Annotated in this window: 27 protein-coding genes; 7 read left to right on the forward strand and 20 right to left on the reverse strand. The window is 69.1% G+C overall.

Translation table 11 applies throughout. The features are described from left to right. Positions 1-92: 92 nt before the first annotated feature. The 3 genes from H8N03_RS17110 to H8N03_RS17120 all read right to left on the reverse strand — a co-directional run bounded on the left by H8N03_RS17110 (position 93) and on the right by H8N03_RS17120 (position 2,219). Positions 93-395 carry a hypothetical protein gene (locus H8N03_RS17110; RefSeq protein WP_187077414.1) on the reverse strand — a complete coding sequence of 101 codons (303 nt, stop codon included), beginning with the start codon at positions 393-395 and terminating at the stop codon, positions 93-95. A 260-nt stretch (positions 396-655) separates the two neighbouring features. Next, positions 656-1,645, reverse strand: a complete 990-nt coding sequence (locus H8N03_RS17115) for an MBL fold metallo-hydrolase (protein ID WP_187077415.1) — start codon at positions 1,643-1,645, stop codon at positions 656-658. 79 nt (positions 1,646-1,724) lie between these two features. Then, positions 1,725-2,219: a DUF2917 domain-containing protein gene (locus tag H8N03_RS17120; RefSeq protein ID WP_187077416.1), complete on the reverse strand. Its 495-nt coding sequence runs from the start codon at positions 2,217-2,219 to the stop codon at positions 1,725-1,727. A gap of 115 nt (positions 2,220-2,334) precedes the next feature. Here H8N03_RS17120 and H8N03_RS17125 point away from each other — a divergent pair, with 115 nt between their 5' ends. Next, positions 2,335-3,318, forward strand: coding sequence for a LysR substrate-binding domain-containing protein (locus tag H8N03_RS17125; RefSeq protein ID WP_187077417.1), 984 nt, complete (start codon positions 2,335-2,337; stop codon positions 3,316-3,318). 156 nt (positions 3,319-3,474) lie between these two features. On the opposite strand, the gene H8N03_RS17130 is transcribed toward H8N03_RS17125, so the two are convergent. Further along, positions 3,475-4,071: a 5-formyltetrahydrofolate cyclo-ligase gene (locus H8N03_RS17130; protein WP_187077418.1), complete on the reverse strand. Its 597-nt coding sequence runs from the start codon at positions 4,069-4,071 to the stop codon at positions 3,475-3,477. Between the two features lie 9 nt (positions 4,072-4,080). Here H8N03_RS17130 and H8N03_RS17135 point away from each other — a divergent pair, with 9 nt between their 5' ends. The 4 genes from H8N03_RS17135 (at position 4,081) to H8N03_RS17150 (ending at position 8,559) form a co-directional block, all read left to right on the forward strand. Then, positions 4,081-6,078 (forward strand): lytic transglycosylase domain-containing protein, encoded by a 1,998-nt coding sequence (locus tag H8N03_RS17135; protein WP_187077419.1) that lies wholly within the window; start codon positions 4,081-4,083, stop codon positions 6,076-6,078. Positions 6,079-6,081: 3 nt separating this feature from the next. Next, positions 6,082-6,582: an MgtC/SapB family protein gene (locus H8N03_RS17140; RefSeq protein ID WP_187077420.1), complete on the forward strand. Its 501-nt coding sequence runs from the start codon at positions 6,082-6,084 to the stop codon at positions 6,580-6,582. Positions 6,583-6,664: 82 nt separating this feature from the next. Next, entirely contained in the window at positions 6,665-7,351 is a 687-nt protein-coding gene (locus H8N03_RS17145) for a glutathione S-transferase family protein (protein WP_187077421.1), read from the forward strand. 77 nt (positions 7,352-7,428) lie between these two features. Then, a complete protein-coding gene (locus H8N03_RS17150; protein ID WP_187077422.1) occupies positions 7,429-8,559 on the forward strand; it encodes a multifunctional CCA addition/repair protein in 1,131 nt (376 codons plus the stop codon). On the opposite strand, the gene H8N03_RS17155 is transcribed toward H8N03_RS17150, so the two are convergent. The 9 genes from H8N03_RS17155 to H8N03_RS17195 all read right to left on the reverse strand — a co-directional run bounded on the left by H8N03_RS17155 (position 8,532) and on the right by H8N03_RS17195 (position 18,319). Next, complete coding sequence (locus tag H8N03_RS17155; RefSeq protein WP_187077423.1) at positions 8,532-9,458, reverse strand: ROK family protein; 927 nt, start codon at positions 9,456-9,458, stop codon at positions 8,532-8,534. The genes H8N03_RS17150 and H8N03_RS17155 overlap by 28 nt on opposite strands. 4 nt (positions 9,459-9,462) lie before the next feature. After that, positions 9,463-9,657: a DUF2905 domain-containing protein gene (locus H8N03_RS17160; RefSeq protein ID WP_187077424.1), complete on the reverse strand. Its 195-nt coding sequence runs from the start codon at positions 9,655-9,657 to the stop codon at positions 9,463-9,465. Between the two features lie 170 nt (positions 9,658-9,827). Then, a complete protein-coding gene (locus H8N03_RS17165; RefSeq protein ID WP_187077525.1) occupies positions 9,828-10,937 on the reverse strand; it encodes a Gfo/Idh/MocA family protein in 1,110 nt (369 codons plus the stop codon). A gap of 29 nt (positions 10,938-10,966) precedes the next feature. Then, complete coding sequence (locus H8N03_RS17170) at positions 10,967-11,977, reverse strand: sugar phosphate isomerase/epimerase family protein (protein WP_187077425.1); 1,011 nt, start codon at positions 11,975-11,977, stop codon at positions 10,967-10,969. Positions 11,978-12,170: 193 nt separating this feature from the next. Further along, positions 12,171-13,139, reverse strand: a complete 969-nt coding sequence (locus H8N03_RS17175; protein ID WP_187077426.1) for a substrate-binding domain-containing protein — start codon at positions 13,137-13,139, stop codon at positions 12,171-12,173. A gap of 53 nt (positions 13,140-13,192) precedes the next feature. Next, positions 13,193-14,197, reverse strand: a complete 1,005-nt coding sequence (locus tag H8N03_RS17180; RefSeq protein ID WP_187077427.1) for an ABC transporter permease — start codon at positions 14,195-14,197, stop codon at positions 13,193-13,195. Beyond that, on the reverse strand, positions 14,178-15,662 hold the full coding sequence (locus H8N03_RS17185; RefSeq protein ID WP_187077428.1) for a sugar ABC transporter ATP-binding protein: 1,485 nt from the start codon (positions 15,660-15,662) through the stop codon (positions 14,178-14,180). The genes H8N03_RS17180 and H8N03_RS17185 overlap by 20 nt, the downstream gene beginning before the upstream one ends. Before the next feature lie 58 nt (positions 15,663-15,720). Next, entirely contained in the window at positions 15,721-16,890 is a 1,170-nt protein-coding gene (locus H8N03_RS17190) for an ROK family protein (RefSeq protein WP_187077526.1), read from the reverse strand. A 334-nt stretch (positions 16,891-17,224) separates the two neighbouring features. Further along, positions 17,225-18,319, reverse strand: a complete 1,095-nt coding sequence (locus H8N03_RS17195; RefSeq protein ID WP_354005138.1) for a class I SAM-dependent methyltransferase — start codon at positions 18,317-18,319, stop codon at positions 17,225-17,227. 17 nt (positions 18,320-18,336) lie between these two features. Here H8N03_RS17195 and H8N03_RS17200 point away from each other — a divergent pair, with 17 nt between their 5' ends. Then, complete coding sequence (locus tag H8N03_RS17200) at positions 18,337-19,101, forward strand: SDR family oxidoreductase (protein WP_187077429.1); 765 nt, start codon at positions 18,337-18,339, stop codon at positions 19,099-19,101. Next, the gene (locus tag H8N03_RS17205) at positions 19,098-19,466 is read left to right on the forward strand and encodes a dihydroneopterin aldolase (protein ID WP_187077430.1); all 369 of its coding nucleotides are present in this window, start codon (positions 19,098-19,100) and stop codon (positions 19,464-19,466) included. The genes H8N03_RS17200 and H8N03_RS17205 overlap by 4 nt, the downstream gene beginning before the upstream one ends. A 63-nt stretch (positions 19,467-19,529) precedes the next feature. Here H8N03_RS17205 and H8N03_RS17210 read toward each other — a convergent pair whose 3' ends face one another. From H8N03_RS17210 to H8N03_RS17240, 7 genes are read right to left on the reverse strand one after another with little or no spacing between them, the layout of a single operon-like run. After that, complete coding sequence (locus H8N03_RS17210; RefSeq protein WP_187077431.1) at positions 19,530-20,132, reverse strand: hypothetical protein; 603 nt, start codon at positions 20,130-20,132, stop codon at positions 19,530-19,532. Continuing rightward, on the reverse strand, positions 20,129-20,764 hold the full coding sequence (locus H8N03_RS17215) for an SCO family protein (RefSeq protein ID WP_187077432.1): 636 nt from the start codon (positions 20,762-20,764) through the stop codon (positions 20,129-20,131). The genes H8N03_RS17210 and H8N03_RS17215 overlap by 4 nt, the downstream gene beginning before the upstream one ends. Beyond that, on the reverse strand, positions 20,764-21,225 hold the full coding sequence (locus tag H8N03_RS17220) for an RrF2 family transcriptional regulator (RefSeq protein ID WP_187077433.1): 462 nt from the start codon (positions 21,223-21,225) through the stop codon (positions 20,764-20,766). Before H8N03_RS17220 ends, H8N03_RS17215 begins: the two co-directional genes overlap by 1 nt. 16 nt (positions 21,226-21,241) lie before the next feature. Then, a complete protein-coding gene (locus H8N03_RS17225; protein ID WP_187077434.1) occupies positions 21,242-21,844 on the reverse strand; it encodes a c-type cytochrome in 603 nt (200 codons plus the stop codon). A gap of 16 nt (positions 21,845-21,860) precedes the next feature. Continuing rightward, entirely contained in the window at positions 21,861-22,463 is a 603-nt protein-coding gene (locus H8N03_RS17230) for a cbb3-type cytochrome c oxidase subunit II (RefSeq protein WP_187077435.1), read from the reverse strand. Beyond that, positions 22,453-24,099 (reverse strand): cbb3-type cytochrome c oxidase subunit I, encoded by a 1,647-nt coding sequence (locus H8N03_RS17235; protein WP_187077436.1) that lies wholly within the window; start codon positions 24,097-24,099, stop codon positions 22,453-22,455. The genes H8N03_RS17230 and H8N03_RS17235 overlap by 11 nt, the downstream gene beginning before the upstream one ends. Beyond that, positions 24,099-24,491 (reverse strand): group III truncated hemoglobin, encoded by a 393-nt coding sequence (locus tag H8N03_RS17240; protein ID WP_187077437.1) that lies wholly within the window; start codon positions 24,489-24,491, stop codon positions 24,099-24,101. Before H8N03_RS17240 ends, H8N03_RS17235 begins: the two co-directional genes overlap by 1 nt. Positions 24,492-24,552: the final 61 nt, after the last annotated feature.

Raw genomic sequence — 24,552 nt, forward strand, 5'->3', positions numbered from 1 at the left:
GTTGCGCGAAGCGCACCCCAGCAGCGGTGCTGGATGCAGCGCAGCCGCCGTAGGCTGGGTTGCGCGAAGCGCACCCCAGCAAGCGCCGCAGCCTACTTCTCGCCCTTCGAATGCGACTTGCCTTCGCGCTCGGCTTCTTCCATCTCGCGCGCTTCCGATTCCGAACGCGGCTTCGACGCCTCGGCGTCCGACTTCACGTCGGCCTTGTCGAGGTAGTCCTTGATGTTCTTCTGGTAGTCGCGCGTGGCGGTGTAGCTGCCTTCGCCTTCCACCTGGCTGCCCTGCGCATCGGGGCGCGACTGGAAGTCGGTCGCGCCGGAGCGCTGCTGCTGCGGGTCGCTCTCGCGCTGGGGCTGCTGCTGCAGGGAGCGTTGGCTCTTGTCTTCGTTCGCCATGGGGTCGTTCTCCTCGAGGTGGATGGCGCGGCCGTCGCGGCACGCGCCTGTCCAGCTTAGGAAGCGAGCTGGCGGGAAGATGTCGTCCGGTGCGGGAGCGGCGTGTCGGCGCGGGCTTACGTTGCGGTGGGGTTCGCTTCGCTCACCTTCGCCGCCTTACGGCGGCCCACCCTACAAGGCGGGCGCGGCGAATGCGGACTTCGTAGGGTGGCGGCGCGCCAGCGCCGGCAGGTGAACGAAGTGAACCCCACCGATGGGCGTCAATCCTGCAGCGACGCCCACATCTCCTTGTCCCGCTCCGCCGTCCACACCCGCGGGATCGCCATGCCGCGGGCTTCGTCGTAGGCACGGCTCACGTCGAAGGGCAGGCAGTGCTCGTAGATGAACACGTTGCCGAAGATCGGGTCCATCGACTTGCGCGTGTGCGCCATCGCGGCCTTGAGGTCCATGTTCTGCGCGGCGGCTTCCTTGGCGCAGCGGAACAGCGTCTCCACCCAGCGCTGGGTGTACGCGATGCCGGCGGCGACCTGGTCGCGGCCCTTCAGCGCCTCGCCGCGCCCGGGCACCAGCGCCTGCGCATTCAGCTTGCGCAGCTGCTCCAGCGTCGCCGGCCACTCGGCCAGGTGCGCGTCGCCCGTGTAGACGCCCGCGTTGTATTCGACCAGGTCGCCGGAGAAGAGCACGCCCTCCTCCTCCACCCAGGCGATGGTGTCGCCGCGGGTATGGCCGTTGCCGGGCGACCAGATCTGCACGCGCACGCCACCGAGGTCGACGGTCAGGCGGCCGGGGGCTTCGCCCTTGCCGGGGACGCCGCCGCCGATCACCAGCGTGGGCCACGTCAGGCCCGGGATCTCCTCGGCGTTGCGGAACAGGCGCGGGAAGCGGTCCATCTCGGACTGCATGTCTTCCTTGCCGCGCTCGGCGATCAGCTCGTACGTGCCCTGGCTGGCGATGATCTCGCTCGCGCCTTCCTTGAAGTACGCGCTCGCGCCCAGCACGCGCACGGCGTGGTAGTGCGTGAGCAGCACGTACTTGATCGGCTTGTCGCTCACCGTGCGGATGCGCGCGATCAGGTCGCGCGCCATCGACGGCGTGGCCGTGCAGTCGCTGACCATGACGTACTTGTCGCCGATGATCACGCCGGAATTGGGGTCACCTTCGGCGGTGTACGCCCAGCAATGCGGGGACAGCTGCTCGAAGGTGATCTTCTTGTCGGCCAGGTCGGCCTGGCTCGCGAAGGCTTTGCTCATGGGTCTCCTGCTACACGCGGTGGATTCCCGGCATTCTACTTAGCGTAACGCGTTACGCATTGTTGAACGCGAGAAGCCCTCACCCGTACGCGCGCCGCCCGCGAGCGGGAGGCACCGCGCGGCCAGGGCGCACCACTTGCCACGCGAGGCGCACGAGCCCCGTCGCCAGCTGCCCCAGCGCGCGGAAGCCGATCGCCGCCGCCATGCGCAGGTCCGCCAGCGGCTGCAGCACGCCGGAGAAATTGAGGCGCGGGCGCACCACCCGCACGGTCGCGAGCACGGGGTCCCAGGCGAAATAGGACGCGCCAGCCTGGTTCCAGGCTTCCAGCACCACGCGCTGGCCGGCCTTCACGTACATCGAGCGGCCCACTTCGAGCACGTGGTCGCCGGAGTCGTCGGGGGTGACGCCATGCGGCCCGTCCACGGTCGCCCACACGCGGCCGTGCGCGACGCGGACGATGCCGTCCGTGGCGGGGCGCAGGGTGATCGCGCGGCCGCGGGCCAGCTTCCACGTGCCGGGCAGGGCGGAAGTGGGGGCGGAGGCGAGCAGGCGGGTGGCGGACAGGTCGAACATGGTGTTCTCCAGCGATCGTTTTTCGGAATCGAATGATGGTTCACGCCCCCTTGGCGGTCCAATGAAATCCGGCTAACCTATTGATTCCCGAATCGCATCAATCGCCGAACGCGCCATGCAGCATTCGCAGACCCATTTGCGCACCCGCCCGATCGCCGCCGGCCACCTGCGCGCCTTCGAGGCGGTGGCGCGCCACCTCAACTTCCGCGCCGCCGCCGAGGAGATGGCGCTGACGCAGTCCGCGGTGAGCCGGCAGATCCAGTCGCTGGAGGAAGAGGTGGGCGTGAGCCTGTTCCTGCGCCACACGCGGGCGGTGGAACTGACCAGCGCCGGCGCGCAACTGCTGATGGCCGTGTCGCAGTCGCTGCCGCGCATCGACAACGCGGTGCGGCAGATCCGCCAGAGCGCCGGACGGCGCTCGGTGGCGATCACCACCTTCGCGTCCTTCGCCTCGATGTGGCTGATCCCGCGCATGGAGCAGTTCCAGCGCGACCACCCCGACATCGACATCCGCATCGACGCGAGCGACGCCACGCTGGACCTGGAGGTCGCCGACGTCGACCTCGCCCTGCGCTACGGCCCCACGGCCAGCATGCCGTCGCAGGCGATCCGCCTGTTCGGCGAGCAGCTCACGCCGGTGGCGAGCCCCTGGCTCCTGAAAGGCAGTCCCGCCCTGGCGAAACCCGCGGACGTCGCGCAATTCACGCTGATCGAGGCCGGCGATGCGCACCAGACGCACCTGGAGTGGCTGACGTGGCGCCGCTGGTTCGACGAGCACGGCCTCACCAAGCTGCAGCCCAAGCGCTGGCTTTACTTCAACTATGCGTACCAGATGGTGCAGGCGGCGCTGACCGGCCAGGGCATCGTGCTGGCGCGCCTGCCGCTCGTGGCGGAGAGCCTGGCCAATGGCGACCTGATCGAGCCGCTGCCCAGGCTGCGCATGGATTCCCCCATGGCCTACTGGCTGATCGTGGGCCCGCGCAGCCCGCAGCGGCCGGAGATCCGGGCCTTCTGCGAATGGCTGATGGTCCAGAGCCGGATCACAAGGCAGACGATCGGGGAAGTGCCCGATCCGGATACGGTGGACAACATCGACTGAAAAGCGGACATCCTGAAAGCGGACATCCGAACGCAAAGGGCGCAAAAACTACGCAAAGGACGCAAAAGAATCCAAGAAGAAGCTTCTTGAAGTTTTCCTTTTGCGTCCTTTGCGAAACCTTTGCGCCCTTTGCGTTCGGATGTCCGTTCCCGCCTTTCAGTCACCCAAAGAAATCGGCCAAACCACCCCCAGCTCGTTCAATATCGCGTCCAGCGGCACGTCGTGCGCCTCCGGCTCGAATTCCGGCAGGAAGCCCGCGGCGAAGCCGAGCCCGGCCGTGAAGGGCCGGGGTTGCAGCTGAGCCAGGGTGCGGTCGTAGAAACCGCCGCCGTAGCCCAGTCGGTAGCCGCCCACCGCGTAACCGACGCAAGGCACGAACAGCAGCGTGGGGACCACGATTTCGGTGTCCTTGGGTTTCGGGATGCCGAAGGCGTCTTCTTCCATCGGGCAGCCGGGGAACCATGCGTGGAATTTCAGCGTCTGATGAACCTTGTCGATCACGGGCAGTGCGATCCGGCGCAGCTGCGGTTCGTCCAGCAGCTCGCCATCCTCCTTCCAGCGGTGCAGCGCCGGCAGCGGATCGAATTCGCCCTTGATCGGCCAATAGGCGCCAATGACGGTGTCGGAACGGCCCACCAGCCAGATGCGCATGACCTGCTGCAACAGGTCGGCGCGGCGTAGGCGATCCGGCATCTTCAGGCGTTGTTCCACCAGCCGCTGGCGCAAAGCCCTCTTTTCTTCCGACCTGTCCATAATTCCCCGATGAAGTTGAGAACGATTCTGGCATCCCTGGCGGTCGTCCTCGGCGCCTGTTCCCACGCGCAGCAGACCACGCAGCCCCGCGACGACGTGATCCTGGAGATGCAGAAGGCCTTCGCCGCCGGCAACAAGGCCCGCCTGGCGCAGCTCCTGCCCCTCGCCCAGGGCCATGCCCTGGAGCCCTGGGCGGCCTACTGGGAGCTGCGCGCCCGCCTGGACACGGCGTCGGCCGGCGAGCTGCAGCAGTTCTTCGCGCGCTTTCCCGGCACGTACCAGGAGGATCGCCTGCGCAACGACTGGCTGCAAGTGCTCGGCCAGCGCCGCGACTGGGACACCTTCGCGCAGGAATACCCGAAGTTCCGGATGAAGGACGACCGCGAGGTGCGCTGCTACGCGCTGCTCGTGACGGCCCTGAAGGACCCGAACACGTTGCCCGCCGTCTCGGAGGACGTCCGCCGCAACTGGCTCGCCCAGCGCGAAGCCGACGACGGCTGCACGCTGGCGGCCGCCAGTGTCCTCGGCAAGCCGGGTTCGAAACTGACCGCCGGCGACGGCTGGCGCAAGGCGCGCCAGGCGGTCGAAGCCAACCGCCCGCGCGCCGCCTCCGACGCGCTGCAGATCGTCAAGCCCGAAGCCGAGCCCCTGCTGAAGGAGCTGATGGCGCAGCCGAGCAAGTTCCTCTCCAGCAAGGTGTTCGCCGCTTCGCGCACCCGGCGCGAGGTGGTGGGGCTGGCGTTGATCAAGATGGCCACTTCGGACATCGAGAACGCCGCCTCGCAGCTCGAAAACAAGTGGGGCCCGCAGCTGCACCCCGAGGAACGGGACTGGATCTGGGGCGTGATCGGCCGCCAGGCCGCCCAGCGCATGCAACCCGACGCCAACGCGTACTTCTCCAAGGTCGAGCGCGACCGCTACCTCAGCGACGAACTGCTCGGCTGGAAGGTGCGCGCCGCCCTGCGCGCGCCCCGGGGCACGGACTGGAAGAACGTGCTCGAAGCGATCAACGCGATGAGCGACGAGGCCCAGGCCGACCCCACCTGGGTGTACTGGAAGGCGCGCGCCCTGCTCGCCTCGCCCCACCCCACCGAGGCGCACCGCGCCGAGGCGGAGAAGCTGCTGCAGTCCATCGCTTCGGCCAAGGGCTTCTACGAGCAGCTCGCGCTGGAGGAGCTGGGGCAGAAGATCGGCGTGCCGGCCAAGCCGCAGCCGATCACGGACGAGGAAAAGAAATCGGCCCGCCAGGAGCCCGGCCTCAACCGCGCGCTGTACGCCATCGCGCTGGGCCTGCGCGGCGAAGGCAACCGCGAGTGGAACTACACCACCAACCTGCACCGCCCCGGCGGCTTCAACGATCGCGAGCTGCTGGCCGCCGCGCAATACGCCTGCGACCGCGAGGTCTGGGACCGCTGCATCAACACCAGCGAGCGGACCAAGGTGGAGTTCGACTTCGAGCAGCGCTATCCGACGCCTTTCCGGGAATCGGTGGTGCGCCGCGCAAAGGAGATCAACCTCGACCCCGCCTACGTCTACGGCCTGATCCGGCAGGAAAGCCGCTTCGTGATGGACGCGCGCTCCAGCGTCGGCGCCTCGGGCCTGATGCAGGTGATGCCCGCCACGGCCCGCTGGACGGCCCGCAAGATCGGCATGGACAACTTCAAGGCCGACCAGCTGCACGACCGCGACACCAACATCGCCATCGGCACGGGCTACCTGAAGCTGGTGCTGGACGACTTCGGCGGCTCCATGCCGATGGCCGCCGCGGCGTACAACGCCGGCCCCAGCCGGCCGCGCGCGTGGCGCAACGGGCCCTTGATGGAAGGCGCGGCCTGGGCCGAGAACGTGCCGTTCACCGAGACGCGCGACTACGTGAAGAAGGTGCTGGCCAACACCACCTTCTACGCCGCCATGCTCACGGGCCAGCCGCAGTCGCTGAAGGCGCGCCTGGGCATGATCGGCCCGCGCGACACCGCGCAGCCCGCGCCCAACGGGGACCTGCCTTAATCGATGACGGTCTGGCAACAGGTCGCCGACACCATTGTCGCCGAGTTCTCGGACCTCGGCGACGTCCGCGACGTGACGCAGCTGGTCGTGCGCCTGCTGCTCGCGGCCCTGCTCGGGGGCATCCTCGGCTACGAACGCGAGCGCCAGGGCAAGCCCGCGGGCGTGCGCACCCACATGCTCGTGGCCGCGAGTTCGGCGCTGGTGGTGCTGGTCGCGACGCAGAGCGGCATGGACAAGGAGGCCCTGAGCCGCGTGCTGCAGGGCCTGCTGTCCGGCGTGGGCTTCGTCTGCGCCGGGGCCATCCTGAAGCTGGAAAAGGAGGAGCAGGTCCACGGCCTCACCACCGCCGCCGGCGTGTGGATGACGGCGGCGATCGGCATCGCCGCGGGCCTGGGGCGGGAGATGACCGCCGCCCTCAGCACGCTGATCGTGCTGGGCATCCTGCTCCTGGAAGGGCCGATCCGACGCCGCATGGGTGCCCGGCCCCAGTCGCCCGACGATTGAGTCATCAATGGCGGCGGCTTTTTGCATCAATGCCGCCGCCGTCCCCGTTAGCATCGCGCGCAGAACTTCCAAGGAGACCGCGATGGCCACGCTCTACATCGGCAACAAGAACTATTCGTCCTGGTCCATGCGGCCGTGGGTGGCGCTGAAACAGGCCGGCATCCCCTTCCAGGAGCAGCTGGTGCGCTTCGACTCCTTCGACGGCGACTCGCACTTCAAGGAAGAAGTGCTGAAGGTGAACCCCGCGGGACGCGTGCCGGTGCTGGTGGACGACGGCCTCGCGGTGTGGGACTCGCTGGCCATCGTCGAATACGCCGCCGAGAAGCACCCGGACCGCGGCGTGTGGCCGCGCGACGCGCGCGCCCGCGCGCGGGCCCGCAGCGTCTGCGCCGAGATGCACTCCGGCTTCGCCGCGCTGCGCACCCACTGCCCGATGAACATCGAGGCTTCGCTGCCGCACATCGGCGCGCTCGTGTGGCGCGACCAGGCCGGCGTGCGCGCGGACATGGAACGCATCGTCGGCATGTGGACCTCGCTGCTGGAGGAGCACAAGGGCCCCATGCTGTTCGGCGAGTTCAGCGCCGCGGACGCGTTCTATGCGCCCGTGTGCACGCGCATCCTCACCTACGCGCTGCCGGTGCCGGGCCACATCACCGACTACATCCGCCGGGTCTGCGCGCTGCCGGGCGTGAAGGCGTGGTTGGATGCCGCGCTGGAAGAGAAGGACTTCGTCGCGTTCGACGAGCCTTATCGGACGTCGAGGGGTTAGGGAGTAGGGGCTAGGGGCTAGGGAGCAGAGCGCCCTAACCCCTAGCCCCTAACCCCTAGCCCCTTAAACTGCGCCCCATGCGCACCTTCCGCGTCGGCGGCGCCGTCCGCGATGCCCTCCTCGGCCTGCCCGTCAACGACACCGACTGGGTGGTCGTCGGCGCGACGCCGGAGGAGATGATCCAGGCGGGCTACCTGCCCGTCGGCAAGGACTTCCCCGTCTTCCTGCATCCCGATACGCGCGAGGAGCACGCCCTCGCGCGCACCGAGCGCAAGACGGGCCGCGGCTACCGCGGCTTCAGCTTCCACACCTCTGCGGAAGTCACGCTGGAGGAGGACCTCGCGCGGCGCGACCTCACCATCAATGCCATCGCGCAGGCCGACGACGGCTCGCTGATCGATCCCTTCGGCGGCCAGCAGGACCTGCGGCGCAAGGTGCTGCGCCACGTCACCGAGTCCTTCCGCGAAGACCCGGTGCGCATCCTGCGCGTGGCGCGCTTCGGGGCGCGCTTCCACGACTTCGCGCTCGCGCCGGAAACCCTGGACCTGATGCGCGCGATGGTGGCCGAAGGCGAAGCCGACCACCTCGTGCCCGAACGCGTGTGGCAGGAACTCGCGCGCGGGCTGATGGAGCCCCGCCCCGCGCGCATGCTGGAGATCCTGCAGGCCTGCGGTGCCCTGGCGCGCATCGTCCCCGAGGTCGCAGCCAGTGAGGCGATCCTGCGCGTGGTGGACCGGGCGGCGAGCGTGGACGCGCCGCTTCCCGTCCGCTTCGCATGCCTGACGGCGGGGCTCGAGGCGGCGCAAGTCAAGCAACTGTGCGAGCGCCTGCGCGTGCCCAACGAATGCCGCGAACTCGCGGAGGTGGTTGCACGCGAACGCGCTGCGATCGACTCCACGCCGCCCGCCGATGCGGAAGCGATGGTGCGCCTGCTGGAGCGCTGCGATGCCTTCCGCAAGCCGCAGCGCTTCGAGGACGTGCTGCTGGCCTGCGAGTGCATCGCGCGCAGCGCGTCGGGGGAACGGCCTTATCCGCAGCGCCCGCAGCTCTCGGCTGCGCTGCGGGCGGCGCGGTCGGTGGATACGTCAGTCATCGCCGCCAGGGCGCGGGACGAAGGCCTGGCCGGCGACGCGATCGGCCAGCGCATCCAGCAGGCGCGGGTGCAGGTCGTGCGCGACGCTCAGACCAGCAGGGCGAGCGCGGCGTAGTCGCCGACCTTCTCGCCGAGGCCCGCCGGCACGAGTTCCAGCCCGCTGGTCAGGGCCGGCAGCTTGCCGGCGACCTGCGCGCGCAGGCGCGGCAACAGCAGCTGCTGGTTGTGCAGGAACACGCTGCCGCCCAGGCTGATGCGCTGCAGGTCCAGCAGCACCGTGGCGTTGTAGAGGGCGCGGCCCATCACGCGGCACAGTTCGTCGACGACGTCCACCGCCGCCACGTCGCCGCCGCTCGCCCGCTGCATCAGCGTGGCCGCATCCGCACCGAAGCGCCGCGCCACCGCATTGCCCGCGACCAGCGCCTCGAGGTCGCCCACGTTGCCGCAGCCGCACAGCGCGTCGTCGTTGTCGCTCACGAACATGTGGCCGCCGTGGCCCGCATTGCCGTTCTTGCCGCGCAGCACCCGCCCGTCGACGCACAGGCCCATGCCGACGCCCGTGCTCCAGGTGACGTAAGCGCAGTGCTCGAAGCCTTGCAGCGCGCCCCAGCGGCGTTCGGCTTCCAGCGCGGACACGGCGTCGTTCTCCACGCGCACGCCTTCGGTGAAGCGGCGGCGCAGGGGCGCTTCCATCGTCGCCGTCATCCAGTCGTTCGGAAGGCCGCGGGCCGGGCCCGCCATGCCGCCGCAGATGTTGGGCGAGGCCAGTTCCACGAGGCCGGCGTTCAGCACGAAAGGGCCCGCGGACGAGACGCCGCAGCGCTGCACGCGCGAAGGGTCGACGCCGACCTCGGCACAGGCTTCGTCCACCATGCGGATCACCTGCTGCGCGACGGCGTCGTTGCTGCCGGTCTTGGCGGTGGGTTCGCTGCGGCGGCCGACCAGGTCGAGGCCGGCGCCGGTGTTGAGGCTGACGGCGACCTTGGTGCCGCCGATGTCGATGCAGGCTTTCATGGGACTACAGGAACTTGGCGATCGCGGCCGCGGCCATGCTGAGGAGGATGGTCGACGTGAGGGGAATGAACATCTCCCGCCCGAAGAGCTTGAAGCGCAGGTCGCCCGGCAGCCGGCCGAAGCCCAGCTTCTGCAGCACGGGCGAGAACCAGCTGATCAGCACCAGCGCGAGGAAGACGACGATCATCCAGCGGATCATCGCCAGAGTGTAGGGGCTGGGCGGGGGCCGCGGTTGTCGCCCGCCTTTTCGCGCCGGGTTGCTTCGCGGGCCTGTAGGCTGGGTTGCGCCGCAGGCGCACCCCAGCTTGTTCGCGCTTCGCCGGATCGCTGGGGTGCGCCTGCGGCGCAACCCAGCCTACGAACGCGCGATCACGCAACCACCCGTGTCCACTTCTCGCTGCCCTTCGCCGACCGCAGCACCGCCTCGATGAAGCGCACGCCGCGCGCCCCCGCTTCCACATCCGGGTAATCCGCCTCGCCCTCCCCCCGGATCGCCGCCGCCACGCCGAGGTACACGTTCGCGAACGCCTCGATGAACCCCTCCGGATGTCCCGGCGGAATGCGCGACGCGCGCTGTGCCGCCGCGTGCAGCCAGGGCGAACCGCGCGTGAGCACCCGCGCCGGCCCGTCGATGGGGAAATGCGTGAGCCGGTTCGGCTCTTCCTGCCACCACTCGATCGTGCCCAGCGTTCCCGACACGCGCAGCCGCAGGCCGTTCTCGATGCCGGTGTTGATCTGCGAGGCCACGAGCACGCCGCGCGCGCCGCCGCGGAAGCGCAGCAGCATGTTGGCGTCGTCGTCCAGCGCGCGCCCGGGCACGAGCGAGCCGAGGTCGGCGCACAGGCTCTCGATCTCCAGCCCCGTCACCGTGGCGACGAGGTTCTCCGCGTGCGAGCCGATGTCGCCCAGCGCGCCGGCGCCGCCGGATTGCGCCGGGTCGTTGCGCCAGGCCGCCTGCTTGTTGCCTTCGGCCTCCAGCCGCGTGGCGAGCCAGCCCTGGTTGTATTCGACGACGACCTTGCGGATCGTCCCGAGCTCGCCGGCGCGCACCATCTCGCGCGCCTGCCGCACGAGCGGGTAGCCGCCATAGTTGTAGGTCACGCCGAAGACGGTGCCGCGCTGGCGCACCGCCGCGACCAGTTCCTCCGCCTGCGCCGCGGTGTGCACCAGCGGCTTGTCGCACACGACGTGGAAGCCGGCGTCCACGAAAGCCTTGGCGACCGGGAAGTGCACGTGGTTGGGCGTGACGATCACCACGACGTCGGCACGATCGGAGGAGTCGCGCCGCTGTTCGTCCGCGAGCAGCGCCTGCCAGTCGGCGTGGTTGCGGTCGTCCGCGACGCCCAGTTCGCGGCCGGAAGCTTTCGCCTTCTCCGGCGTGGACGAGAACGCGCCAGCGACCAGTTCGTACTGCCCGTCCAGCGCCATCGCCTTGCGGTGCACGGCGCCGATGAAGGCGCCCTGCCCGCCGCCGACCATGGCATAGCGCAGCCTGCGCGGAACTTCGTTCACTGGTTCTCCCTGGCGAAGGCCGCGTCGAACGCGCCGCTCGCGGCAGCCGGAAAGTCCAGGCGCCGGCAGAAGGCGGCGCTTTCGGTGGCGCCGTGCACGCGGTCCATGCGGCTGTCTTCCCACTCTACCGAGAGCGGGCCGGCGTAGCCGATGTCGTTGAGCGCCACGATGATGGATTCGAAGTCCACCATGCCCCGGCCGACGCTGCGGAAGTCCCAGAAGCGGCGCGCGTCGCCGAAGCTGGTGTGGCCGCCGAACACGCCCACGGTGCCGTCGCCACGGCCCCACCACACGTCCTTCATGTGGGCGTTGTAGATGCGGTCGGGGAAGGTGCGGATGAACTTGACGTAGTCCACGCCCTGGTAGGCGAGGTGGCTCGGGTCGAAGTTGAAGCCGAAGCGCTTGTGGCCCTGCACGGCTGCGATCGCGCGCTGCGTCGATGCGATGTCGAAGGCGATCTCGGTGGGATGCACTTCGAGGGCGAAGTCGACGTCCTCGCGCTCGAAGGTGTCGAGGATGGGCGTGAAGCGCTTGCCGAAATCGGCGAAGCCCGCGTCCCAGTAGGCCTGGGTGGTGGGCGGGAAAGCGTAGGTGGCGTGCCAGATGGAGGAGCCGGTGAAGCCGGTGACGGTCCGGACGCCGAACTTCTTCGCGGCACGTGCCGTGTCGGCAAGCTCCTTCGCGGCGCGCTGGCGCACGCCTTCGGGGTCGCCGTCGCCCCAGACGTGCTCGGGGAGGATCGACTTGTGGCGTTCGTCGATCAGGTCGCAGACCGCCTGGCCGACCAGGTGGTTGCCGATCGCGAGCGAGGTGAGGCCGTGCTTCTTCAGGAGCGCCCATTTGTCGCGCACGTAGGCATCGCTCCTGAGCGCTTCCTGCACGTTGAAGTGGTCGCCCCAGCAGGCGAGCTCCAGGCCGTCGTAGCCCATCTGCTTGGCGAGGGGCGCGAGCTCGGAAAGGGAGAGGTCGGCCCATTGGCCGGTGAAGAGGGTGATGGGGCGGGGCATGGTGACTCCTTCTTCGGTGGGGTTCGCTTCGCTCACCTTCCGCGGCTTCGCCGCGCCACCCTACGAGGCGCGGCGTTCGCGGTCACGGGCGCGGCGTTCGCGTTCGCGGTCACGGGCGCGGCGTTCGCGGTTGTGTAGGGCGGGGCAGCGACAGCTGCCGAAGGTGAGCGTCAGCGAACCCCACCGATCGGCCTCAGAACGGCGAGTTCGGGAAGTAGAACTCCTTCGCGTTCTGCTTCGTGATCAGCACCGACGGCACGATGTTGTTCGCCGGCAGCTTCTGGCCCTTCAGGCGCGCCTCGCCCGTCATCTTGATGGCGTCGTACATGAACTTGGGCGAATAGGACACGTTGGCCTGGATCAGCGGGTCGCTGCCGTCCATCAGCGTCTTGATCGCGCCCTTGGCACCGGCACCGCCGAACACCAGCTTGATGTCCTTGCGCTTGGCCTGCTCGATCGCCTTCAGCACGCCCACGGCCATGTCGTCGTCGGCAGCCCAGACGGCGTCGATCTCCTTGAAGCGCGTCAGGTAGTCCTGCATCACCTTGAAGGCGTCGTCGCGGTTCCAGTTGCCGTGCTTGGCATCCAGCAGCTTGATGTTGGGATGGTTCTTCATCACCGCGTTGAAGGCATCCATGCGCTCGTTGTCGAGCGTGGTCGGGATGCCGCGCAATGCCACGATGTTGCCCTTGCCGTTCAGCGCCTTGGCGATGTACTCCGCGGGGATGCGGCCGAAGGCGGTGTTGTCGCCGGACACGTAGGCGTCCTGCGCGCTGGTGTCGGTCAGGCCGCGGTCGACCACCGTCACGTAGATGCCCTTGGCCTTCACCTGCGCGACCGGCTTGGTCAGCGCGGCGGACTCGAAGGGGAACACGACCAGCGAAGTGATCTTGTTGACCGTCACCAGGTCCTGCAGCTGGTTGGCCTGCTCGGACGCGTTGGCGGCCGTCTTCACGATCACCTGGATGTTCGGGTTCGCCTTCTCCAGGTCCTTCTTCGCCTCGTTGGCCCAGTACACGGCGCCGGCCATGAAGCTGTGGGTGGCGGCGGGCATGGACACGCCCAGGATCTCCTTCTTCTGCTGCGCCATCGCGGGCGCCATGGCCAGCGCCGCTGCCAGGGCCGCGGCGCCCAGCGCCAGCCTGCGGGTCACGTTCTTCATGCTCGTCTCCTTGGGATGAAAGCCGCCCTCGCGGCCGGGGTTGGAAAAGGGGTTCATCGCCGGCCCCGCTGCAGGAAGGCGACGATGATGATCACGAAGCCCTGCACCGCCGCGTTCAGGTACACGCTGATGATGCTGGTGAGGTTGAGGATGTTGCTGATCACGGACAGCAGGATCGCGCCGACCACCGTGCCGGCGACGCTGCCCGCGCCGCCCTTGAGCGCCGTGCCGCCGACGATCACCGCGGCGATCGCTTCCAGCTCCCACAGGATGCCGGTGGTGGGCGAGGCAGAGCCCAGGCGCGGCACGTACAGCAGCGTCGCGATGCCCACGCACAGCCCGAGCAGCATGTACGTGAGCACCTTGACCTTGTCGACGTCCACGGCCGCATAGCGTGCCACCTGCTCGTTGGAGCCGATCGCCTGCACGTAACGCCCGTACGCGGTGCGGTTCAGGATGAAGCCGCCGGCCAGGGCGACCAGCGCGAACACCCAGACGGGGAACGGCACGCCCAGCAGGCTGCCGTAGTAGACGGGGCTGTAGACGTCGGCCAGCGCGTTGTCCAGCGTGATCGCGCCGCCGTCGGCGAAGTAGGTGAGGTAGGCGCGGAAGATGCCCAGCGTGCCGAGCGTGACAATGAAGGGCTCGATGCGGCCCTTGGTGATCAGCAGGCCGTGGACCAGGCCGAACACCGCGCCGAGCACGAGCGACAGCAGCATGCCCAGCACGATGACCAGCACCGGCGAGCCCAGGCTGCCGGCCGCCTTGTTCATCACCAGGATCATGCAGCCCGCGATGAGCGCCGCCATCGAGCCCACCGACAGGTCGATGCCGCCGCTGATGATCACGAAGCACATGCCCACGGCGATGATGCCGATGAAGGCGGTGCGGGTCAGCACGTTCAGCAGGTTGTCGACGGTGGCGAACTCGCCATTGAGCAGCGTGCCGGCGATGCACAGGAGCACCAGGCCCACGACGGGGCCGAAGCCGTGCAGCTGCCCCCACAGTGCGGCGGCGCGGGCGGAGGCGGGCCGCGTTTCAGCGAGTTCCGGTGGCATGGGCGATGAGTTCCTCTTCGGTGAGGTGTTCGTCGTGCACCGTGGCGGTGAGCCGGCCGCCGCGCATCACCGCGACGCGGTGGCACAGGCCGATCAGCTCCAGCAGCTCGGACGAAATGACGATGACGGCCCGGCCTTCGCGCGCCAGGCGCTGGACCAGGAAATAGATGTCGCGCTTCGCGCCGACGTCGACGCCGCGCGTGGGCTCGTCGAGCACCACGACGCGCGGCTTCGGCTGCAGCACCTTGGCGAGCGCCAGCTTCTGCTGGTTGCCGCCCGACAGGGCCGAGGCGCGCTGGCGCAGGTCGCCGGTGCGGATGCCGTAGGCGCGCACGGCCTCTTCCAGCGCCTGCTGTTCGCGCGCGGGGGCCAGCACGGGCTGCGCGTAGGCGCGCAGGTTCATGAGGGTGAGGTTCTCGCGCAGGCCGAAGTCCACGAGCAGGCCCTTGCCCTTGCGGTCTTCGCTCAGGTAGGTGATGCCTTCGTTGGCGGCGTCGCGGGGGTTGCGCAGCCGCACTTCGCGGCCATCCAGGCGCACTTCGCCGGCGCTCGCTTCGCGCAGGCCGAGCAGCCCTTCGAACAGCTCGGTGCGTCCCGCGCCGACGAGACCCGCGAAGCCGAGGATCTCGCCCGGGCGGACCTCGAAGCTCACGTCCTGCGCCCAGCCCGGCACGCTGAAGCCCCGCACCTGCAGCAGCGGCGCGCCCTCCGGCGCGGCGTCCTTGGCCGGGAACAGGTCCGAGATCTCGCGGCCCACCATCAGGTTGGCCATCGCGTGGCGCGTGAGCTCGCGCGTGGGCTGGCGCGTGACGAAGCGTCCGTCGCGCATCACGACCACTTCGTCGGTCACCTTCTCCACCTCGTCGAGCTTGTGCGAGATGTAGACGAGCGTCACGCCTTCGGCCTTCAGCTGCGCCATCAGCGCGAACAGGCGCTGCGTCTCGCCGGGCGTGAGGGTCGCGGTGGGCTCGTCCATGACCAGCAGGCGCGCCTTGCGGGCCAGTGCCTTGGCGATCTCCACCAGCTGCTTCTCGGCGACGATCAGGTTGCGCACGCGGGTGTCGGGGTCGGCTTGCAGTCCCACCTGCCGCAGCACCTCGCGCGTGGCTTCGCGCATGGCGGCGTCGTCCAGCACCCAGCCGCGCGTCTTCTCGTGGCCGAGGAAGATGTTCTGCGCGATCGTCAGGTCCTCGGCCAGGTTGAACTCCTGGTGGATCAGCACGATGCCCTGCGCTTCCGCCTCGCGCGAGCTGCGGAAGTGCACGGGCTTGCCGTCCACCAGCAGCTCGCCGCTGGTGGGTTCCAGGTAGCCGGAGAGGATCTTCATCAGCGTGGACTTGCCCGCGCCGTTTTCGCCGAGCAGGCCGACGACGTGCCCCGGCGCGAGCGAGAAGCTCACGCCGTGCAGCACCTGCACGGGGCCGAAATTGCGGGTGATCTCCCGGAATTCGACGGAAAGAGTCACAGGAACACCTCCGTGCTGCGCACTGCGGTGCGAGCGCCTTCGGGCGGCCGGGCGGCGCTCATGCCTTGCTCCCGTGCAGCCGCAGCGACTCCTGCATCGCCAGCGCACCGGCGCCGACCAAGCCGGCCTGGCCACCCAGCGGCGTGTACTGGATGTCGAGATGCCGCGTCGACAGCGCCAGCGAGCGGTGGTACACGCTCTGCCGCACCGAGGCCAGGAACAGCGGGCCGATCTGCGTGACGCCGCCGCCGATGAACACGTGCGACGGGTTGAAGAAGTTCACCACCGAGGCGAGCATCTGGCCGATGAGGCTGCCGGCCTTCTGGATGATGGCGTTGGCGGCTGCATCGCCCGCGCGGCTGGCCTGCCCCACGTCCACTGCGGTCAGCCGGCCGTTCGCCTGCAGCACCGCGGCGAGCGCGGGACTCTCGCCGGCTTGCGCCGCATCGACGGCCATGCGCGTGATCGCGGGCGCGGCCGCCATCGCCTCCACGCAGCCGAAGTTGCCGCAGTGGCAGCGCGGGCCGGCCTGGTCGACGCAGATGTGCCCCACGTCGCCGGCGGAGCCGTTGGCGCCGCGGTACACCTCGCCGTGGCACACGATGCCGCAGCCGATGCCGGTGCCGACCTTGATCACCAGGAAGTTCTGCAGGCTGCGCTGCAGCCGCCACAGCTCGCCCAGCGCCATGAGGTTCACGTCGTTGTCGACGAACACGGGCGCGGTGAAGGCTTCGCCCAGGTACTCGCGGATGGAGAAGCTGTCCCACTCGGGCATCAGCGGCGGCTCGACCAACTGCGCGCTCGCGAAGTCCACCGGGCCGGGCACGCCCATGCCGATGCCGATCACCTTCTTCGCGGGGATGCCGCAGCGCGCCAGCAGCTCGCGCATGGTGTCGCGCACGCGGGCCAGCACGACGCCGGGGCCGTCGCGCACGTCGGCGTCTTCCGAATGGCGGGCCAGCACGCCCAGGTCGGGGCGCATCACGGCGACGTCGAGGCTGGTCGCGCCGAGGTCGACGCCGACCACCACGCCGAGGCCACTGGCGAGCTGGAGGGTCTCCGGGCGGCGGCCGCCGGAGGAGGCCTGCAGGCCCGTCTCTTCGAGGAGCCCTTGTTCGATGAGGCCGGCCGCGAGGGCGTTGGCCTTGCTCCTGGAACAGTCGAGGCGGCTGGCGAGCACATGGCGCGAGCTCCCCAGCGACCAGAAAACGGTCTGGAGCACGTCCATCTCGGCGGGCGTCAATTCGTCCCAGCGGGTCACGCTGTCTGTCTCCTGCTCCCGGCTGTGCTTGCCGGGTGGGTCTGGATGCTAGGACGGTGACTTTAGCCGGGCAAGACTGATCTTCGGCCAGATTTAGGCCGAAGTGGGGAAAGTGTGCGGGATGCTGGGGTTCGCTGCGCGAAACCCAGCCTACGAACGGGCCATGCCGGCTGGCGGGCTCGCGGGCTGGGTGGCGCGGGTGCGTAGGCTGCGTTGCGCGCAGCGCGCCGGAGGCTGGGTTGCGCGAAGCGCACCGTAGGCTGGGTTGCGCGCAGCGCACCCCAGCAATACCCCAACTCACTCAAAGCGCATGCGTCCGATCCCCATACCGGAACCCGATCGCGTTCCAGAAGGCCCCGCGCTGGAAGCCGATCACCTTGAACAGCTCCCCCATCTCGTGCTCCGCCACGAGACGCTGCGCCGCCGCCTGCTGCGGGACGGACAGCGACGCCATGCGTTCGACGATGCCGCAGTTCACCAGGAAGCGCCCTTGCGAGGCATAGCCCAGCGTGGGCAGCCCAGCCTCCTGCGCGGCCACGGCGATGCCGGTGAAATCGACGTGGCTGGTGATGTCCTTCTCGCCCGGCGAATCCAGCGGGTCCGGGTCGGCCATGTGCCCGCGGTGGCACATCAGCGTGCCCATGTGCCGCTGCGCGTGGTAGTACTCCGCCTCGGGAAAACCGTAGTCGATGAAGAAGGCCGCGCCCGCGTCGAGGCGCTCCGCGAGCGTGCGCAGGAAGGCCTGCGCCTGGTGGTGCAGTTCGGTGAGGTAGTCGTGGGTGCCGGGCGGCTCGTGCGGCGGCCGCAGGTGCGTGAGCACGTCGGACCAGGCCAGCTTGCCGTCCTGCACCGTCACGCCGCGTTCGTGCCACAGCAGGTTCTTGCGCACGACCAGCTTCACCGGCATGGCGTCGAGCACCTCGTTGCCGACCACCACGCCGCGGATCTTCTCCGGCAGCTCGCTCACCCACTCCACCTGGTCGGCGAAGGGCGCGAGCGCCTGCTGCTGCCGCTCACGCAGCGCGGCCGAGAGTTCCACGATCGTGTAGCGGCGCACCCGCGGGTGCAGCACCTGCAGCAGTTCGCGGGCCAGCGCGCCGGAGCCGGCGCCGAACTCCCAGATCTCGCTGGTGTCCGTCTTCTGCAGCGCCTCGTCGACCTGCACCGCGAGGCACTGGCCGAAGAGGGGGCTCATCTCGGGCGCGGTGGCGAAGTCGCTGCCGGAGCCCGGCATGGTGCCGAACTTGCGCGAGGTGTTCGCGTAATAGCCGAGCCCGGGCGCGTACAGCGCGAGGGCCATGTAGCGGTCGAACGGCAGCCACCCGCCGCTGCGCGCGACCTGGCCGGCGATCAGCCGGTGCAGTGCGCTGGTTACACTGTTCGCATGGGATTCCACCGGGCGATTGTCCGCGAATGAAGGGCGCCGCAGGCCGCACCGTGCTCGTCACCGGCGCCGCGCGTCGGCTCGGCCGCGCGATCGCGCTCGACCTGGCCGCGGCCGGCTGGCAGGTCGCGGTGCATTACCGCGGTTCGGAAGACGAGGCCCGGCAGACCGCGGGCGAGTGCAACGTCCATGCACCGTCCGATGTCTTCCACGCCGAGCTGGCCGACGAAGCCGAGGTGCGCTCGCTCGTGCCCGCCGTCGTGCAGCGCTTCGGCCGGATCGACGCCGTCGTCAACAACGCTTCCCGCTTCGAGCACGACGATGCGCGCAGCTTCACCGCCGCGGGGCTCGCCGCGCATGTCGCCTCCAACACGGCCGCGCCCGTCCTGCTGGCGCAGGCCCTGGCCGCGCACCTGGAGCAGCGCGATGCGACCGGCGCCGTCGTGAACCTGCTGGACCAGAAGCTGTGGAACCCGAATCCGGACTTCCTGAGCTACACCCTGTCGAAGGCGGCGCTGGAAGCCGCGACGACGCTGCTCGCGCAAGGCCTGGCGCCGCGCGTGCGCGTGGTCGGCGTCGCGCCCGGCCTCACGCTCACGAGCCACCTGCTGCCACAGGAGAAGTTCGAGGAGCTGCACAAGCTGTCGCCGCTGGGGCGGTCCTCCACGCCGGAAGACGTGGCGCATGCGGTGCGCTTCGCGCTGGAGAACGGGTCCGTCACCGGCACCACGCTGCTGGTGGATGGCGGACAGCACCTGATGAAGTTCGACCGCGACTTTTCGATGATGTCATGAGCAAGGCCGGCACCCAGATCCTCACCCTCGAAGGCCTGCGCTTCGACGCGAACCTCGGCATCCTCGACCACGAGAAGACCGCGCCGCAGCCGATCCGCGTCGACGCGGAGCTGAACCTGGGCACGCAGCCGCTGCTCCCGAGCGACGACGACATCACGCACGTGCTCGACTACCGCAAGGTGCGCCGCATCATCATCGAGGAGTGCACGGCCACGCACGTGAACCTGCTCGAGACGCTGATCGGCAAGCTCGCGCATCGCCTGATGCAGCTGCCCGGCGTGCTGGGCGTGCGCGTGCGCATCGCGAAGCTGGAGATCTTCGACGACTGCGAAGTGGCGATCCGGGTCGAGACCGGGCTCTGGTGATCTTCAGACCTGCGTGCAGTTCATGATCGTGCGACAGGCTCTCGCCAGGGGAGACGAACGCATTCACGACGACTCCTTCGGCAACAGCTGGCTGCTGTTCGACATGGACATGCGGCGGAACAATGCGCCGATCCAGGCCACTCCGAAGAGCACCGCCAGGACCACCAGGGAGAGCCCGAGGCGCGTCTGGTCGCCCAGCAGGTAGGCGTTGCACAGGCGCACCGGCGAATCCTGGTACAGCTGGCCGACGGCCGCCGTCATGGGCAGCACGTTCCCCAGGAAGAAGCCTTGCACGAGATGTCCCGCCCGGTGCCACGACAGCTGCAGTGCCGAGCCGCAGCCAACAAGCAGGACGAACTTCGCGAATTCCACGCGGGAATCCACCAGCGCGAGGTCCAGCACGCGGGGAACCATCGAGATCGCCAGGACCAGCGCGACTGCCAGCAGTCCCGGAATGCCGTGGTTGTTCCAGCGATCCGCCTGATGCCGGCATCGGGCGGGAAGTGCGCGCGCGAGCAGCCAACCGGCCAGGACCAATAGCGGAAACTGGAGCAGCATCTGCACGCTCATCGCCTGCTCCAGGGTCCGGCGCGCCACCGGCAGTGCCAGCAGCAACACGCCAACGCTCGCGGCGACCGCTCCCAGGCGTGGGGACGGCGTGTTCATCTTCCGCCTTCGGCCAGGTCCACGGCGTAGTCAAGCGCCATCTGCTGCTGCGCGATGTCGAACACGCGCATGAGGCGTCCGTCCGGAGCCACGACCAGCAGGGCGGCGTTGTGCTCGAAGTCCCCCTGCCCGAACGGAACCACCACGACCCGGAATGCGTCCAGCAGCCGTCGCGTGTCGGCCGTGCCGGGCACCCGTGCGAAGCGCCATGTGCGCGGATCGGCGCCCATGCGGGACGCGTACGCCGCCAGGACGTCCGGCGTGTCCCGTTCGGGGTCGAAGCTGATCGACAGCAACTTCACCCGGTCCGCGGCGCTTCCCGCGGGCGCCTGCTGCAGCGTCGCCTGCATCTGCTGGAACACCGTGCCGAGCGACAGGCAGAGCGTCTCGCAATGCGTGTAGACGAAGTCCACGATCGTGACGTCGCGCCCGTTCGCCAGCACTTCCTGCAATCCGTCGTGCGGGACTCCCGTCCCTTGCAGCGACACGGGGGGCGCTGGCACCGGCACGCGAGCCACCTCGAGCCGGCGCGCGCCTTCCGCAGTCCAGGCCTGGAAGTCGTGCGTGACCCAGGCTGCGGCTGCATAGGCAGCATAGAGCAAGGCGGTGCAGGACAGCAGCGTGCGCAACATCAGCGCGCCAGTGTCTTGCTGCGTGCCTGGAAGCGCAGCGGCTTGGGGCGACCGGCAATCGCCCTTGCGGGCAGCACGTCGGCCAGGGTGATGCCGTCCAGATGGTCCATGAAGCTGCGCAAGGCGCCGTCCATCGCACCGGTCAGCGCGCAGCTGCCGTGCAGCATGCAGCTGTGGCCCGTGGCGAAGCATTCGACGATGAAGAAGTCGGGCTCCATGGTGCGCACGACTTCGCCGATCCGGATCTCCGTGGCGGGCCGCGCGAGCCGCATGCCGCCGCCCTTGCCACGGGTGGTTTCCAGCCAGCCGTCCAGGGCCAGCTGGTGCGTGATCTTCATCAGGTGCGCCTCGGAGATGTCATAGGCCGCCGCCACTTCGGCGATGGTGCACAGCCGGTCCGGATGCTGCGCGACGTACATCAACAGCCGGATGGCGTAATCGGTCATGCGTGCGAGCCGCATCTGGAAGTCCTCGTGCTCAGGGGGAACGGGCGGACAGCGCCTCGAGCTCGGCGCCCCCGTCGAATGGCTTGCTGCGCGGATTCTGCTTGCGTTCGGCCGCGAACAGCTGCGCGTCGAGGGGTGCCGCCTTGTTGGACCAGCTTGTGCGCACGTAGCTCGCCACTGCCGCCAGTTCCGCGTCCCCAAGCTGGGAAAACGACGGCATCGCGCCCTTGTACGCCACGCCCCTCACGGAGATGTCTCCCGCGACGCCGTGCAGCAGGATGTTGGCCAGCACGCGCGGGTTGCCGGTCGCCCACTCGGAGCCATCCAGGGGCGGAAACACGCCCGCCACGCCAGTGCCGCCCGCCTGGTGGCAGGCTACGCAGTTCGCGGTGTAGACCCGCTTGCCGTCGACCGCGCCGACGGTGGCGGGAGCCGGCCGCAGGTCGGCCACCGTGCGCTGGTCGCCCAGGCCGGGCACACCGAAGGGCTCCGACAGCAGGATATAGCCCGCTCCGGCCAGCACCATGGCGACGGTGATGCCGGCCACCAGCAGGGGGATGGGCTGGCTGCGCTCGGTGGGATCCGCCTGCTCGCGGATCTGGGCGGGCGTCGGGGCGGGGGCATGGCTCGGCATGGGCCTTCCTTCTCGATCAGGGTTTCGCGGGTGCGGGCAGCACCGGATAGGTTCGGTCCAGGGCCTGCAGGTACTTGACGAGATCCAGCGCCTCCGGCGTGGGCACCACCACCCGACCGACCGCGGGGCCGTAGCCGGGGGGCAGCTTCAACGGCTGCTCGCCTTCGCGCTGCGCCTCGGCTTCGTCCTTCACGGAGAACAGGAACGGGTACGAGGGCATGATCGACTCCTTCACGTACGCGCGCGGCTGGTACAGGTGGCCGAGGTGCCAGTCCTTGCTGGGTTGCCGGGCGCCGATGTTCAGCAGGTCGGGGCCGGTGCGCATGCTGCCCAGGAGGTGCGGCTTGTCGTGGACGTAGTCGCCGGGAACGGAGGCCCGGCCCCAGCCACGTTCGAGGTCCGGACCGAGGCTGCGGTCGCGCGGCTGCTGGCTGTGGCAGTAGACGCAGCCATTAGCAATGTAGACCTGCCGGCCGCGCAGCTGCGCATCGGTATAGGGCTGCAGCCTGGCGGGCGCCGGAACGTCGCGGACCTGCAGGTACGGCATCACGACCAGGGCGGCCGTCGCGACGCCCAGCGCCACCATCGCCCCCGATGCCAGCTTGATTTCATTTTCCATACGAGAGCTCCAGGTCCCTGGCGGGCGCGAACAGGGCCGCGCCGGTGCGCACCGGTCCGAACCGCAGCGCCATGGCCAGGAAGTGGCCGACGAAAACCAGGTGGCTCGCGACCATCAGGCTGCCCCCGACCGAGCGCCATTTCAGGTAGGGGAGCGTCACCGTCACCGACTCGATGAAGGCGCGCGCAGGATCCAGCATGGCCAGGCCCTGCAGCCAGCCGCCGACCGTGAGTGCCACGAAGTAGATCGAGATGCCGGCGGCCGCCAGCCAGAAATGCAGCGTGATGAGCCGCGGATAGGGCCACTCCCAGTTCAGCACGCGCGGCAGCATGAAGTAGATGGCGCCGAACAGCACCATGCTGACGAAGCCGTAGGCGCCGAGGTGCGCGTGGCCGACCGTGTAGTGGGTGAAGTGGGTGACGGCGTTGACGCTGCGCAGTGCCTCCATCGAGCCCTGCAGCGAGGATGCCAGGTAGACCAGGCCGCCGAACATCATGAAACGCAGGGTCGGCGACCAGCGTGCCAGGTGCATGCGCCCCTGCAGGGTGCCGCCCATGTTGATGGTGAAAGCGATCACGGGAATGACCATCATCAGGCTCTGCACGATGGAGAGCGTGACGAGCCAGCCGGGAACGGGGCCGCCGATCAGGTGGTGTCCGCCGACCTGGCCATAGAAGAAGGCCAGGGTCCAGAAGCCCAGGATCGAGAGGTTGTACGAGCGCACCGGCCGCCCGATGATCTTGGGCAGGAAGTAGTAGATCGCGCCCACGCTCACCGGCGTGAACCACAGGCCCAGCACGTTGTGGCCGTACCACCAGTTGGTGGTGGCCTGCTGCACGCCGGTGTGCACGCCGGGCATCTTGGCGACGACGAACAGCAGCGTGACCCACAGCAGCCCCGCCACGCAATACCAGACGCTCACGTAGAGGTGCTCGGCGCGGCGGTTCACCAGGGTGAACAGCACCGGCAGGATGATCATGGCGAGGCCGGCGGCCATGAAGAGGCCGATCTGCCACGGGATCTCCAGGTACTCCATGCCGTCGCTCCAGCCGGCCGAAATGGCGCCGATGCCTGCGGCAATGCCCGTGTTCACCAGCGCGCCTCCCAGGAGGGTCCACGCGGCGCCGCGCAGTTCGGTGCGCAGCAGCCGCGGCAGCAGCCAGAGGATCAGGCCCAGGGCGGCGTTGGTGATCCACCCGTACAGCACCGCCGTCAGGTGCACCGTGCGGATCCGCCCGAAGGTGAGCCAGCCCTGCTCCACCAGCCAGTCGGGCGCGTGCAGCTTGATCGAGGAGGTCAGGCCGGCCACCGACCCGAGCAGCAGCCAGAAGCAGGCGAAGGCCACGAACATGAAGACCGGGAGCGCGCTCGAGCGGTCGGCCAGCACGCGCGCCTGCAGGTCCGATGGGTCGGCGACAGGGCCGTCCGCGCCGGCGGCGGCGCGCTGCAGGGAACGATGGTCTTCCGCATGCAGCGCGGGGTCGTCGACGCGGCCGACTTCGCCACGCGCGAAGATCACCGAAGCCGCGGCCGGGTTTTCGACCAGCAAGCCCTTGCGCAGCGACCAGATGAATGCGAAGAGGCCGATGATGGACAGCAGGAACGCGGCCAGCAGGCTGAGGACGGCGCTGTCCATCACGCCGCTCCCTGCTGCTCGCGCGCTTGATTCACCTGGTAGCCGTACCAGAGGCTCTCCGCGATGCGCACGGCCAGGGCCCTGGCGCGCGAGGCCATCTCCTGGTTGCCGAGGCGGGCCGTCGTCTCCCCGAACAACGTCAGCCAGCGCTGGAACAACTCCGCGCTCAGCCCGGGCAGCGCTGCGTGCTTCGGCATCGGTGCGCCGCGAAAGCGCGCGGTGCCACGCAGTGCCGAAGACCAGAAGTCCACCATGGTGGCGAGGTGGCGGTCCCAATCCGTGATGTGCGCATCGAAGACGGGGCCGAGCACGGGATCGCGTCGCACGTCGGCATAGAAGCCGTGAACCAGTTGATGGACGTCTTCTTCCGTGCAGAGATCTGCAGTGGGCATGTCGGGTGTTCTCCAGAGTGCGCTTGCGCGGCATTTTAAGATGCATCAACGATAGATCTTC

The organism is Ramlibacter cellulosilyticus (genome assembly GCF_014297465.1).
GTDB lineage: Bacteria > Pseudomonadota > Gammaproteobacteria > Burkholderiales > Burkholderiaceae_C > Ramlibacter > Ramlibacter cellulosilyticus.